Source organism: Coprobacter fastidiosus (genome assembly GCF_982245605.1).
In genome coordinates this window covers 1-15,785 of record NZ_CEVCIF010000028.1, presented here as the reverse complement: position 1 = coordinate 15,785, position 15,785 = coordinate 1, and the positions used below count along the sequence as shown (strand labels likewise).

The 15,785-nt window shown below is 39.5% G+C and carries 8 protein-coding genes and 1 riboswitch; of the genes, 6 read left to right on the top strand and 2 right to left on the bottom strand.

The features are described from left to right. Positions 1-52: 52 nt before the first annotated feature. Positions 53-2,035: an OPT family oligopeptide transporter gene (locus tag AC0UMU_RS08500; protein ID WP_022390683.1), complete on the bottom strand. Its 1,983-nt coding sequence runs from the start codon at positions 2,033-2,035 to the stop codon at positions 53-55. Between the two features lie 134 nt (positions 2,036-2,169). Here AC0UMU_RS08500 and AC0UMU_RS08495 point away from each other — a divergent pair, with 134 nt between their 5' ends. Next, positions 2,170-2,841, top strand: coding sequence for a DUF2461 domain-containing protein (locus tag AC0UMU_RS08495; protein ID WP_122304750.1), 672 nt, complete (start codon positions 2,170-2,172; stop codon positions 2,839-2,841). Positions 2,842-2,907: 66 nt separating this feature from the next. Here AC0UMU_RS08495 and AC0UMU_RS08490 read toward each other — a convergent pair whose 3' ends face one another. Beyond that, positions 2,908-8,997, bottom strand: coding sequence for a BNR-repeat neuraminidase N-terminal domain-containing protein (locus tag AC0UMU_RS08490; RefSeq protein ID WP_473979912.1), 6,090 nt, complete (start codon positions 8,995-8,997; stop codon positions 2,908-2,910). A gap of 701 nt (positions 8,998-9,698) precedes the next feature. Continuing rightward, positions 9,699-9,914, bottom strand: a riboswitch (cobalamin riboswitch). Positions 9,915-10,403: 489 nt separating this feature from the next. Between AC0UMU_RS08490 and AC0UMU_RS08485 the strand changes: the two genes are divergently transcribed. The 5 genes from AC0UMU_RS08485 to AC0UMU_RS08465 are packed head-to-tail and all read left to right on the top strand — an operon-like array spanning position 10,404 to position 15,516. Next, positions 10,404-11,432, top strand: coding sequence for a cyclophilin-like fold protein (locus AC0UMU_RS08485; protein WP_288641923.1), 1,029 nt, complete (start codon positions 10,404-10,406; stop codon positions 11,430-11,432). A 14-nt stretch (positions 11,433-11,446) separates the two neighbouring features. After that, complete coding sequence (locus tag AC0UMU_RS08480) at positions 11,447-12,016, top strand: sugar O-acetyltransferase (protein ID WP_022599551.1); 570 nt, start codon at positions 11,447-11,449, stop codon at positions 12,014-12,016. Between the two features lie 17 nt (positions 12,017-12,033). Next, positions 12,034-12,900: a DUF3737 family protein gene (locus tag AC0UMU_RS08475; protein ID WP_022599553.1), complete on the top strand. Its 867-nt coding sequence runs from the start codon at positions 12,034-12,036 to the stop codon at positions 12,898-12,900. An 18-nt stretch (positions 12,901-12,918) separates the two neighbouring features. Then, the gene (locus AC0UMU_RS08470; protein ID WP_022599555.1) at positions 12,919-14,352 is read left to right on the top strand and encodes an MATE family efflux transporter; all 1,434 of its coding nucleotides are present in this window, start codon (positions 12,919-12,921) and stop codon (positions 14,350-14,352) included. 3 nt (positions 14,353-14,355) lie between these two features. Continuing rightward, the gene (locus tag AC0UMU_RS08465; RefSeq protein WP_022599557.1) at positions 14,356-15,516 is read left to right on the top strand and encodes a MalY/PatB family protein; all 1,161 of its coding nucleotides are present in this window, start codon (positions 14,356-14,358) and stop codon (positions 15,514-15,516) included. The last annotated feature ends 269 nt before the right edge of the window (positions 15,517-15,785 follow it).

The window sequence follows — 15,785 nt, the reverse complement described above, 5'->3', positions numbered from 1 at the left end:
CGCATTACCGATAATCAGAATAATGCGACTTTACTTATATATAGAACTTGACTTATCGAACTTTATGAGCTTTCATACTGTCCTTCAACAAATAACCAATCAGAGCCAAATACAATACTAAACCAAGTACTTGTTTTATTGTATCATTCATCTCGCAACTATATTCAAATCCTCCAAAACGCAATCCGGCACTGACAACCCCCATCAATGCTCCACCGGCAATAAATCCGGATGCCAACAATGTACCTCTTTCATACCGGGATTTATTTACTTCGGCATTTTTGCTGCGTGTACTGACATACCAGCTTACCAATCCTCCTACAACTAAAGGAGTATTCAGTTCCAAAGGAATAAACATTCCTAAAGCAAAAGCCAAAGCCGGAATTTTACAAAAAGTCAGTACTACGGCAATCAATGCTCCGATACCATATAGCAGCCAAGGAGCGCCTTTCCCCGACATAAGAGGTTCGATAACAGCTGCCATAGCATTCGCCTGAGGAGCAGCCAAACCGTTTTCAGAAGTAAAACCGTATGTATCATTCAAAATCAATATAACCCCTCCTACCGTCGCTGCAGAAACCAACGTTCCTAAAAATTTCCAACCCTCCTGCTTTGCCGGAGTAGAACCTAACCAATACCCGATTTTTAAATCGGTTATAAAACCTCCGGCCATAGAAAGAGCTGTACAGACAACCCCGCCGATAATTAAGGCGGCAACCATACCCGATGTACCTTTAAGGCCAACAGCTACAAGAATAACGGAAGCCAAGATCAATGTCATCAAAGTCATTCCCGATACAGGATTTGTCCCGACTATCGCAATTGCATTGGCTGCAACCGTCGTGAACAGAAAAGCAATGACAGATACCACAATAAAGGCAATAAAGGCCTGTGTAAAATTATGGATAATGCCTAAATAGAAAAATAATAAAATCAGAATCAGTGTTGCGATGCAAGCAATAGCGATAAATTTCATAGAAATATCTCGCTGCGTACGTTTCACCGAAGTTATAACTGCCTCAGCTTTACCTCCAAGTTCTTTAGATGCTAAACCGACAGCTCCTTTTATGATTCCCCAAGAACGTATTATGCCGATAACTCCCGCCATAGCTATACCTCCTATACCGATATGGCGTCCGTAAGTAGTAAATATTTGTTCGGGAGTCATTTGTCCTACGGCAATAGCAATATCACTGTTTCCCATAGTCAAGACCGAATCTCCCCAAAAAAGCCCCATAAAAGGGACAATAAGAAACCAAACAAATATAGATCCGGCACAAATAATCAGAGAATATTTAAGACCGACAATATAACCGAGTCCTAATACAGCCGCTCCCGTATTTATTTTGAAAACAGCTTTTGCCTTTTCGGCAATTGTCTCACCGAACGGCAATACTCGTGTAGATAGTACCTCACTCCACCAACCAAATGTAGAAAGAACGAAATCATAGATGCCGCCAATCAACCCTGCAAAAATCAGGGGTTTTGCTTGGTTACCGCTCTTTTCTCCGGATATAAGCACTTGTGTAGTAGCTGTCGCTTCAGGAAAAGGATATTTGCCATGCATCTCGGATACAAAATATTTTCGGAACGGTATCAAAAACAGTATTCCCAAAATTCCACCTAAAAGAGAACTCAAAAATACCTGCATAAAATCGACAGTAAGTCCAGGTATAATATAAAGTGCAGGAAGCGTAAATATCGCTCCGGCAACAATAACGCCCGAACAAGCTCCAATAGACTGTATAATGACATTTTCTCCTAATGCATTCTTACGACGAGTAGCGTTAGACAAACCGACTGCAATAATAGCGATAGGAATAGCCGCCTCGAACACCTGACCGACCTTAAGTCCTAAATAAGCAGCAGCCGCAGAAAACAGAATAGCCATTATAATTCCCCACGAGACCGACCATAAAGTAACCTCCGGATAATTTTTAGAAGGCGACATAACCGGCTGGTACTCTTCTCCTTCACCTAATTCTCTGAATGCATTTTCAGGCAACTCTACCGGTTGATTTTTTTCCTCTTTCATGTCTTTGATAAAGTTTGGGTTAGCATAATCATAATAAAAGAATGGCAAGTTACTAATTTTTACAGAAATTTCAGTAACGAAAAATAAAAATAGCGTCAATTTTAGCTATGTTTGCAATCTATAAAATATGAATAGTGATGAAAGATATACTTGATTTTTTAACAGAACTGCGTCAACACAACAATAGAGATTGGTTTAATGAACGTAAAGATCGGTTTTATGAATTACGAGCTACATTTTTGAATAGAGTAGATGAGCTTATTCGTCTCATTTCGGTATTCGATGAAGAAATTTCTGGTTTAGAGGCAAAAGATTGCGTATATCGAATTTATAGAGATACACGTTTTTCTCCGGACAAAACGCCTTATAAAACATTTTTTTCGGCATATATAGCTTCTAAAGGCGGTAAAAAAAGCTTACGTGCCGGATATTATTTACACTTAGAACCGGGAAACTGTTTATTAGGCGGAGGTGTATGGTGTCCGGAATCAAAACTATTGAAAGAATTACGAGAAGCGGTATATGAACATTGCGATGAATTTATCGAAATAACGGAAAACCCGGAGTTTAAAAAAGTATATCCGGCTTTCGACGGTGAAATGCTTAAAACAATTCCACGGCCATTCCCGAAAGATTTCAAATATCCTGAATTACTAATGAGAAAAGACTACGTCGTAATGGGAAAAAAGCAAGACCGTTTTTTCGAGGACAATAACTGGATACAAGAAACAGCCGCCGATTTTAAAGTTTTGCAACCGCTTAACCGCTTTCTAAATTATACCGTAGATGAAGTATATGATTACTGATCGATTTATAAAAATAAAAAATGGCGTATCGCAAATAATCGATACGCCATTTTTTATTAGAGTCTGTTACCGTAACTGTATTTTACGAGTAATCGTGTTCTTTCCATTCATTCCGACAACGATATAAAGACCTTTTTCCTTATTTAACCGGATGGTCTGATAATCGTCATCTATATTGAATTTATCCGACAAAGTTCCATTGATATTGTATATGCTGAATGTATATCCTGAACATTGCTCGAATCTCAACATGTCACCCGAAAGATACACTTTACAATTATCGGTATCCGAATTCGACAGACCTTCAGGTATACTTTCCGTCCCATTGAAATCGTCCAGACAGAAATATGTCGGGATAGTCGTTCCCCAATCATTTTTTCGAGAGCCGTCCACCGTAAAAGTGATTTTCTTGACCTTCCCTAAAGAAGTTAAATCAAACCACTCCCAAGTGTCAACAACGATTCCTTCTGCCGAATTCCGGTAATCTACCAGATAAAATTCTGCCGAATTACCATTATCTCCGGTAGCTATTATTTTATAATAATCCCCGATAGTAAACGGCAGATTCGCATCTTCCTTCCCGCTCGAGTTCATTCCCGTACCCTGTTCCGTTACATATTTCACCCAAGCTGTATTCGTTACATAACAGCCTTTGACAACATCTCCCTCCGGATTATTCAAGACTTCAACCTGCGTCGGACCAAAATAGCTTGAAGCATACGCAACCGCATAATTTTCAGATTCATGTACCCCGCTACCGGCTGCCGCCCCAAATTGATTCGAAGGGAAATCCGCCGGATTATAAACCGTTGAAGTCACATTTGAATAACCGAAATAAGCCCATGTTGCATAATCCGGCTCATAATAATTAGAGAATTTATAAGAACCGCTTACAAATGAACTCATAGATTCTTCCGGATCACCCATCCAATAGCTTTCAGAATCAAGATATAAATTTTCAAAAGTTGCGGCAGCAGCTTCTCCGGTTACAATTACCCGAACCGTTATCGTTGCAGTTTCATCCCAAGCATCCGTCACAGTCAAAGTATAGTCGCCGCATTCCTGAGGAACAAAAGAATACTGTTCTTCAGTGGAAAGGATTTCATTCTTCGAGTTTCTCCAGCTATATGTATATGGAGAAACTCCTCCTGAAACATCGGATGTCAAAATTACGGACTCACCTTCCGAAACAGTCTTATCGTCTGCCGTTACCATCAGTTTTTGGGGGTTACCGCTGAAATTATCTATATAAACATTACCCTTGCTACTTAAAGTTATAGAAGTTATTTCTCCCCATTCTTTTAAACTGTAATATATCCACCGATCCTGAGTCGAGGCTATAGTCCGGGTAGAAATCTCAAGTTGACCTTTCGATGCAGATATTGTAACATCGGCATCCGACTTCAAATAAAATCCGGTCAATATCAATCCATCAGAAGTATTTATCAAAGTAACAGTTCCTTCTGTTTGGAGTTTTGCTGCTTTCCGGCTATCTTCTATTCCATCAGTAATCTCTTCTACGACAAAACCATTGAATCGAGCTGTTCCATCTTCAAATCCGGTTTCCGTAACGGTCACATCTTCAAATGTGGACACAGATGTCGGTGCATAAACTGTTGTAAAGGCGCTCATAGCGATAACCTCTGATAATTGACCGTCTGCCAAACCTTTCAAAACAAAAAACGCATAATATTCGGTATACTGTTTCAATTCGGTCAACGGGATTGCTGTTTCCTGTCCTTTAGAAACCGAAACTTTATTATCGGCAGCAATAACATCTTCCACAGAAGGCTCTTTTTCGTCATTCTTTAATAAATAATAGACTTCTGCATTAGCCGTTACTTTGACAGTAACAACCGCCGAATTATAAGTCACATCTCCTAACAAAACCGGATATCCGGATTCCATCGCCGGCAATTCTGCTACAACAAATTCATAAGCTCCGATAGTCGGATGTTCCGTATCACGCACATTTCCGACAATATCGGTAACAACAAAATCTAACGGAATACCGGCATTAAGGCCGTCCAAAGTTTTCAGTGCAAGTATTTCGTCTGACTGAAAAGTCACTTTTTGATTAATACTATTAGATTCTTTAGAACCGGTCAACCAATTCTCGATCGTAGTATAATTTTTCGCAAAAACAGTTCCGGAAGTATAAAGAGCATTATTATTGAGTGTCGTTGCTTTCAGCGGCTTGCTGTTTATCCAATAAACATAACCGCCGGCTTCATTTTGTATAATATTGTTCTGTACCGTAATCGATTCGCTGAAATTGGAAATATTATATATTCCGGCACATTTTTCGGTATTATTTCCACTCAAACGTATCGTATTGCTCACAATATCCACAAAGCTGATTTTATTTGTCGTAGAGCCTCCGGTTACCGAAATTGCATACGCATTATCCGATGACGTCAAAGATTTCAGATTCAATACATTATTATATACGCGGAAGTGCTTTTCTTCTGAACCGGAAACAGGTCTCAGCTTTATGCCGCAGATATAGGGCATTGTCGCAGATATCACATTATTCCGCACAACCGTATTATAACAAGTATTCATATCTATCCCATTATATTCTTTTTTCGATGAACAGTTGCTGCTAATCACGTTTTTCTCTATAACTCCATCTACATCATAATTCAGATAAATCGCTTTACTCCATTGATTCTTGAACGTATTTCCGATAATCCTCGTTCCTTTATTCGTATCTGTCGGATTTGCTCCACCTGCCTGAACCGCAATATAACCTCCTTCAAAAAGGTTGCCCTCAACGGTCATATAGGTATCCGGAGTATTTTCTACAGCTTGATTTACAAAATTCGTATGCAATAATTTATGAGGATCTGATGTAACAGGTTCAGAAGTCATGACCTCTCCTTTAAAATAACAATTCCGAATAGTAACATAATTACTTGCATTTTTCACATCCATCAAATAATAATATGTATTATCAGGATTAGTAAAAGTAATTCCTTCTACCGTCAAATAATCAGCTCCGAATATGGTCATTACAGCCGAGTTTTGTTCGTCATATCCTCCGGAATGGTTTTCTGCCGTAATCGTCACATCGCTATAATTTCCACTTTTAGATTTCAATGTAATCGTATTCGCAGCAGAAGCTCCCGGAATTTCCGGAATTATCACTTCCTCATTATAGATTCCGTTTTCTAATTCAAAAACGACAGCACCATTTATACCATCTTTCATTGCTTCGACTGCAGCAGTAATAGTTTTATATTCTCCATTCTCTCCGATAGTATGCGTACCATGGAATCCATCTTTAATTTTCAGATTTGCAATTTCTGACGATTCTATTGCAAATGAATTTCCATTAACTTTGATACCGGATTGAACAAAACCCAATGCCGTTCCGATTGCAGCATCGCTTCTTATATCACAAGTCAGCCAGAAATAATAAGTTCCGGGTGCTGAAATACTCTGTTCTCCCGTAAATACCGGAGTATTGCCTGTTTGTTCTGTGCCGAACTGACTTTCAGGACTGAATACATCACTCGTACCGGTAAAATAAACTTTCGTATTCATCAAACTCTCCGAATTCGTTACTCCGAATGAAAGTTCATCAACAACAAACGAACCTCTATCTCCGATAGCTTCAACGGCAACCTTAAGCATTTTTTCATTCAGAGAACCACCCAGAAGTTCACTTTTTTCATTAACAGATATCGCCTTCACTGTACCACAGCTCAACGGTTTCAGCGTATAAGAACTCACCTCTATCTCCCAACCGTCATTGACGATGTATCCCGTTCTGTTAAATCTGATTGTCAAAGAACCGTCTTCTGCCTTAGAGATAATCGATTCCGGTAAACTTTCATTCATATCTCCATCATATTTCACCGATAAATTTTCATTCTCGACTCCTGTACCATCGTATATTTCCAAATAATCACGGACACTGGTCTTGAACCGTTTGAATGTCAGCTTTATTACATCTCCCGGTTTCGGAACAAATGTCAGAGCACCTTCTTGGGTCTCACTATATTCTCCGTCTGCACCTCCGTCATCATAACAAACATAAGGAAAATCTCCCACATTGATTGTTTCATGTCCCGATACCGGTAACAGACAAACATTCTTTATTTCCCGATCGCCTTCCGGATCTCCGTTTTCGACCGATTGCAAAACATTATTTATGGTAACCGACAATAATTTTGCATCTAACTTCTGTGATGGTGCAGTTCCGGATTTGACATCGTAAGTTATCCAAAAATAAGTATCTCCTTCTTCCAAAATAAAGTCAGACGACACAGGAATCTCCAGATTCCCGACAGAACCGTCGACATCAACACTGCCGATTTTATTTGTTGTTGCAAACGCATCATTCTTACCTGTATAATAAACGGAGACTTTATCTACACAAGATTGACTGTTTTTCAGATCAACAGCAATTTTATTTAAAGGCAACGGGTTTTTATCGCCTCCGGTCACTATCTTAAACCGCAAAATTTCCTGATCGGCAGTACCTCCGGCTACAAAGTCCGAACTTGCCTGCACGACATCTATCCCGTCGAACGACATATCTTTCGATTGATATTCTCTTACAAAAGCATGCCAGCCGTCTGCATTATAAAACGAATCATTGGCGTTGAAAAGAACAGTGACAGCTCCGTCTTCCGATTTAGAACGAATAATAGTTTCCAGCCCGTTTTTTCGCTTATCTGCGGTATTTGCTTCCCACAATACTTCTCCGGTCGTTCCTTTACCGCTATAAATTATATAAGTAGCATCCACTCCATAATATCCAGAGCTTGCACTCACGGCAAAATCCTGATACTCCAATTCTATAATTTTACCTTCAGAATACGGAATAAATGTAACAATTTGATTTCCCTGTACAGCTTCATATCCACTACCATACTTTTTGGGGGTATGCGTATAAGTCCAACTACCATAAATCGTTTTTTCAAATGTTCCTACCGTAGAAACGTATTCATTTTTTATCGTACGGTCGCCTTCCGGATTGGTATCGGCAATAATCTCTTCCTTACCCGACAAGACAACAGCGGTGCATCCCGCATCGATTTTATTTCCGGCCACAGCTCTCGGATCTATATCGTATGCCAACCAAAAATAGTTGTTTCCTTCTCCCAGCTCCTGAGTACAACCAGTTATTTCAAAATCAGAACTACCGTTTAAAATAACCTTTCCTATTTTATTGGAAGAACCGAATTCCGCTTTTTTACCCGTATAATAAACCGATGCTTTTGTCAAATCCGCAGGATTGGTCGTTCCGGATATAGTAAACTTAAAAGTCTGCGCTATTATAGGAAGGACATTCTCTGTTTGTATATTCAACGACAAAATAGGTTGCAAAAGATCTCCAGCCATAATTGTTCCGTCGGTATATTGCGCAGCAACAATAGATTTCACAGCCATTTCTTTGGGCTCGACCTCAGAAACTACGGCTTCAAAACCATCCCCGAACAATGCACCCGTTACACTGGTCAACGCAACAGTCAATGCTCCATCGTCTGAAGAAGATGTTACGGTAATTATATCTCCATTGGAAATTTGAATATTCAAGTCAGCCTCATTTACCGATTTACCGTTATACACCTTTAGTATATCGCTTTTATCGCTGGTCGTGGTACTGAATAATGCTACTTTCTTAAATTCAATTTGAATCCGCCTACCCAATGTCGAAGGTATAAAAGTCGTCTGCCCTTTAAAACCCTCCGATATTTTTCCGTCAGGCCCGCCATCATCATAAAAATTCAAAGATGTCCGGCCTACATAACAATTCTGCCACATCGCAGACATGCTCAACTCATTACCGATATAAACTTCTCCTACAGAAGCAATCGGGGTCTCAAGCACCTCGTTTCCGGCAACCTTTATCGACGTACATTGTGCCGCTATTTTATTCCCGACAACATACGCCGCCGTTACATCTCCTACCAACCAAAAATAATTATTTCCCGATGCAAGTTCTTGCGAGCCGGATACCTTAATATCAGAACTACCTGACGATTCGGAAGCATAAAGATGAGCATCATTAAACTGTAATTTATTTCCCGAATAATAAACTTTTAAATTCTGTAAATCCGAGACAGAAACCGTACCGTTAAGATTAAAAGATAATTCACTTACCGTTAACGGATTAAGACTTCCTTCCGCCTTTACGTTAATTAGCATTACCGGTTGACATTCCGAACCTACTGGAACGGAAGAAACGCCCGTAGAAAGAGCGATGCATTCACCGATTATCATATCTTTAAGAGATACGCTTTTCACGACCGCTTTCCAGCCTGTACCCGACATTCCCGGACAATAATAGCCGACTGTCATCTTCCCGTCAGGAGAAGCCGACTGAAAAACAGAATTTGCTGCAATTACACCTTTGTCTCCGTCGGGTAAATCATCATAACCGACATCGACAAAACCGTCATAAATTCTAAATTGAGCAGATTTTACATCGACTGCTTCAAAAGAGACTTCTATAACTTCGCCTGCATTTCCCGGCACAAAACACACTGATGCGGGATAATCGCTCCACGATTCGGCATTGCCTGAGCTTCCGCCACTATCATAAAATGTTATCGGATCGGTTACCGTAACGGTTTTTGTTTCTCCGTACGGCATTGTAACGGCAGTCGTCTCGCCCCAAACCTGCCTCGCCTCACATAAAAGAGTAAAAGCAATCAAGAATGTAACAATTCTTTTCATAAGCATTTTAAATTAAACAATTATTTGAATCAAAACATAATATTCAAATCACCGAATAACTTATACTTACAAAAAGTTATAGGAAAAGATACAGTATAGAGCCAGCGTAACCCGTTAACGTTACATTTTATACTTACCTTTGCTTTAACCCCCGAAAGCATAAGATATTCTGAAAATGTACGGCAGGTCTTCTGACTTATCTCTCCTCTTTCGGACGTCTTCCCAGCATAATCGAAACGAGCCTTTCGATTTTCCCAGTGACATGAATGTCCGGAATCAACGAGAATTACAGCAGCGGGACTGTTCAGGACTTGCACCTGATTCCCTTTTAATCACCTGAGCAGAAAAACGCAGGCGAACCAATACGAATGCAAACTTACCTGTTTAATCTTTGTTAATCGGATTTACTATGTTAAAATAATAAAATAACATATACTACCTATAATTAAAAAATTTATTTATTACTGTTTCTCTCTCGATAGAACTCTTATTAAGAGTATGAAGAAGCTGTCTAAATTTTCCAATAAGAAAATATTATCAGAACATACTTCTTTTACAGATTAATCTTTACGCCATATTTATGTTTGTTTCGTATTAAAAGTTAAAATCTTATGCGTTTTTACACATCTTTTATCCCCTATTGAGCGAGTATGTCCCCCCTAAAAAGACATTACTTATGAGACTTCTTCCTGATTTTCCTTCAAACAATAATCCGTAATTTGGTTAAACAAACCGATAATTTATCTACAAAAGTTCTTTTTAAGACTCTCTATTTTTGTCATACAATAATGAACGAAAACATAAACTTAAAAATTTTCCAAACTCCACCTCAAAACATAAGTTGAATATTAACTACAAAAATAAAAACAATGAAAAAAAATTTATCAATTTTATTTCTGCTGTTTATTGTTCTATCAATAACAGCCTGTGAAAAATCAGATGAATCGTTTATTTCGGAACAAACAGAAAACAGAAATGAGAATAACGATAAAACCGATACACCTATCTCCGGAAAAAATGGACATTATTTAGTCCTTTACAGTTCACGTACAAATAATACCGAACATGTGGCACAAACAATTCAATCAATACTCGATTGCGATATTTTAGAGGTTGAACCTCAGATTCCCTACGATGATGACTATAATTCTATGCTCAATCGAGCACAAAAAGAATTAGAAGAAATCCGCCAAGGCAATTATCCTGCTATCAAAACTTCTGTCGATAATTTTGACAATTATGACATTATATTTATCGGCTATCCGATCTGGTACGGAAGCATGGCAACACCGATGCAGAGTTTTTTGTATCAACATGCTTCAAAACTTTCCGGAAAACAAATAGCCCTGTTTGCTACAAGCGGCAGCAGCGGTATTACCTCCTCTGTTAACGAAGCACAATCGATCTGTACCGAGTCTATCCTGATCGAGCAGTCATTACTATTGACCTCTTCAACCCTTCCGCAAATGGAGAGCCGTATTACTGAATGGCTCGACAGAATAGGTGCTGATCGGGAGGAATCGGATATACCAGAGAGTTCTTCCCCAATTATAAACATCAAGATCGGTGACCGCACCATTACCGCAACAATGGAAGACAACGCTGCTGCACGAGATTTTCTTTCCCGTCTGCCATTGGAAGTAACGTTAAATGACTACAATAATATAACCGAAAAAATCTTCTATCCTTCTCCAGCCTTGACAACTGAAGGTGTTACTCGCGGTTGTACTCCCATATCCGGTGACATTACTATTTATGTTCCATGGGGAAATGTCGCCATTTTCTGCAAAAATTGGTCACATAGTAATGATCTGATAAAAATAGGACATATAAACGGTAATGGTATCGAGGCTTTAAGCATTGATGGAGACATACAAGTAAAAATCGAGCAACAATAATATGACTAATTAATATGACTATCGAAAGTTTCAAAGCATATGTAAAAGCACGTAAGGCTCTTAATACAGAGGAGATTCACCACTTCATGGATGATATGAGCAATGAAGCGAGACGCATCACATTCCGGCTGAATACGGCATATCATGTTCCCGATAAAGTCAGAGAATTACTTTCCGAACTGTTTGGCTATTCTGTTCCGCAGACACTTCGAGTGTTCCCTCCATTTTATACTGATTTCGGAAAGAATATTTCCATAGGTGAGAATGTATTTATCAACGCTTGTTGCCATTTCCAAGACCACGGGGGAATAACAATCGGGGATGGTTGCCAAATCGGACACAACGTAGTGTTTGCTACACTCAATCACGGATTAGCTCCGGAAGACCGTAAAACGACTTATCCTGCACCCATTATACTCGGCAAGAATGTCTGGATAGGTTCTAATGCAACTATTCTTCAAGATGTCAGTATCGGAGATAATGCCATTATCGGAGCAGGAGCGGTCGTGACAAAAAATGTAGAGGCTAATACAATTGTAGGCGGAAGTCCTGCACGATTTATCAAATTGATCGAAAATAAATAACACTAAAATTACAACAAATGAAAACTATATCGAATGCCGAATTCGGGGGCGAACGCCCCTTATTCGAGTCACATGACCTTCGTTTAGAAAATGTGATTATTCATGCCGGAGAATCGGCTATTAAAGAATGCAGCAACATAGAGGCCATAAATTGCAAATTTGAAGGGAATTATCCTTTTTGGCACGTACATGGTTTTATTATCGACCGATGCTTTTTCGATATCGGAGGACGTTCTGCCTTGTGGTATTCCGATCATTTAAAAATGACCAATACTCGGATCGATGCGCCTAAAATGTTTCGTGAGATGCACGATATCGAAATAAACAATGTTGAGATAACAGATGCCGACGAAGTATTTTGGAGGTGCAACAGACTGAATATAAAAAATTTGAAACTACACGGAGGGACTTACCCGTTTATGTTTTGTAACGATATTTATATCGACGGACTGGAAAGTGACAGCAAATATATATTCCAATACGTGAAAAATTTAGAGCTGCACAATGCAAAAATTACTACGAAAGATGCTTTGTGGGAAACGGAAAATGTAACAATTTACGATTCTGAATTAAACGGTGAATATTTAGGTTGGCATTCACGCAACCTGCGTCTTATAAATTGCAAAATTTCTGGCACTCAACCATTATGCTATGCCGAAAATCTCATATTGGAAAACTGCATCATGGCCGATGATTGCGATCTTGCTTTTGAGTACAGCAGTGTAAATGCCACGATCAAGAGTCCTATACATAGTGTAAAAAATCCTCGCACCGGCAGTATAACGGCCGACAGTTACGGTAAAATCATTCTTGACAAGAATATCAAGTCTCCAGCTGATTGTAAATTGAAACTTTGGGATGAAAGAACTTGTTTCTCCGATTAATAAATTCTTTATGTATCGATGAGAACAAGGGTAAATAAAACCGACTATCTTTTATCTCTTATCCGGGAAGGTAAAAAAATGACCCTGAAACAGCAGTTAAAACTAACTGTATACCTCAGTATCCCGGCTATTATGGCACAACTGTCTTCTATTGTCATGCAATACGTAGACGCATCGATGGTCGGCAGTTTGGGAGCAAATGCATCGGCTTCTATCGGACTGGTATCAACAACGACATGGTTGTTTTGGGGATTGTGTGCAGCAGCTGCAACAGGCTTCTCCGTGCAAGTGGCACATCTTATCGGAGCTGGAAATTTTGCCGGAGCAAGAAAAATTTTACGTCAATCCATTACTGCGACATTGCTATTCGGCTCTTCATTAGCAGCTATCGGAGTTTTCATCAGTGACTTTCTCCCCGGCTGGTTGGGCGGAGACGAGATAATCAGAAAAGATTCATCTGTCTATTTTCTGATTTTTTCTCTCTTTTTACCGGTATTACAAATGAATTTTTTGGCCAGCGGAATGTTACGGTGTAGTGGAAATATGTATATACCGAGCATATTAAATATACTGATGTGTCTGCTTGACATAATATTCAATTTCTTTCTGATATTTCCGAAACGACAGATCGAAATCATGGGTCTGAATATCGACATTTATGGCGCAGGTTTAGGGGTAAAAGGCGCAGCATTGGGAACAGTACTTGCCGAGTTGGTAACTGCCGGAGGGATGATGTGGTATCTCTGTTACCGTTCGCCCATACTGAAATTATCCGGGGAACGAGGATATTTTTTACTCCGGCAAGATACATTACGAAATGCTGTCCGCATATCCTTTCCAATGGGATTTGAACATATAGCTATATGCGGTGCTCAGATTATGACAACAATTATAGTAGCACCACTCGGTATCATAGCCATTGCCGCCAACTCGTTTGCCATCATTGCCGAAAGTCTCTGCTATATGCCCGGATACGGTATTTCCGAGGCAGCAACAACATTAGTCGGGCAAAGTCTTGGTGCAAACCGATTAAAATTGCTTCGTCGCTTTGCAAATATAGCCGTATGGTCGGGAATATCGATTATGGGAATCATGGGTGTATTTATGTATATAGCAGCCCCGCAAATCATCGGCGTAATGACTCCGATAGAAGAAATCAGAACGTTGGGAACTGATATCTTAAGGATAGAGGCTTTTGCCGAGCCTATGTTCGCAGCAGCTATCGTAACCTATGGCATATTTGTCGGAGTGGGCAATACGTTCATTCCCAGCCTGATGAATTTCGGAAGTATTTGGGGTATAAGACTAACACTGGCGGCTTTGCTCGCCCCAACAATGGGATTACGAGGCGTATGGCTGGCCATGTGTATCGAACTCTGCTTCCGCGGAGTGATATTTCTTTTCAGATTATGGCAAGGCAAATGGATTTATAAAGTACGACTAAAAATATAAATTATGAAATACAATTTTGATGAAATAATCCCGCGTCGCGGGACAAATTCCTATAAATGGGATACTCCTGAGGAAGAGAATGTACTGCCTATGTGGGTCGCAGATATGGACTTCCGCACAGCTCCGGCAATTATCGAAACTTTGCGACGAAGAGTGGAACACGGAATCTTCGGTTACACCAAAGTACCGCAAAATTATTATGATACAATAGTCAAATGGTTCATAAACCGCCATCAATGGGAAATAGATTCTCAATGGATTATCTATACAAGCGGAGTAGTTCCGGCAATCTCGGCTATTATTAAGGCCATGACCATACCCGGTGACAAAATAATCGTCCAAACACCTGTCTATAACTGTTTTTATTCGTCAATCCGGAATAATGGATGTAGAATGATAGCTAACAATCTTATTTATCAAGAAGGACGCTACACAATTGATTTCGATGATCTCGAACTCAAAGCCGCCGATCCAGAAACAAAACTTTTGCTGTTATGCAATCCGCACAATCCGGTCGGGAGAGTTTGGACATCAGAAGAATTACAGCGTATCGGTGATATTTGTCTGCAAAACGGAGTATTTATAATTGCAGATGAAATACATTGCGAACTGACATATGAAGGTCACAATTATACCCCTTTTGCATCTCTATCCGAAGAATTCCGATTGCATTCTGCAACCTGCATCTCACCCAGCAAAGCTTTTAATCTTGCAGGTTTACAGATTGCTAATATCGTGGCAGCAGACAGCAATATCCGCAGCCGGATAGACCGAGCGATCAACGACAATGAAGTGTGCGACGTCAATCCATTCGGTGTCATCGCCACAATAGCGGCCTATGAGAAAAGCGAAGAATGGCTCGATGCCTTACGAAAATATCTCTGGGAAAATTACACATATATTCGTTACTTTTTTAAACGGCATTTACCTCAATATTCTGTACTTCCGCTTGAAGGTACATATCTGGTCTGGATCGATTGCCGAGCCGCCGGAATCGGATCAGACAACATAACTTCATGTTTGCAAAACAAACAGAAACTAATGGTTAATTCCGGTACATTATACGGCCCAGGTGGAGAAGGATTTATCCGCTTAAATATTGCTTGCCCCAGAAAGCTTCTTATCGAAGGTCTGAAAAGACTCGCCAAAGTTCTTGGACATTGATAAAATTAAATTTCCGAAATTATTACTAAGGGCTGATTAAAAGACATTGTTAATATCTTAATATTCTATTGTTATAACATTAATAAGTTTAACGATGATATAAAATATCCCTGAAAAGATTCTTCGAAATAATCTTGAACAGAATTTAAACGGGCTTTTATTTTACAAGCCAATTACCAAGCTGTTTGTTTTAAAAATTTATATCTTTGCAGCATGAAGTTACGAAAAGAGTGTAATTTATTGGAAATGAGCGTAGGTTAATTGCTCTT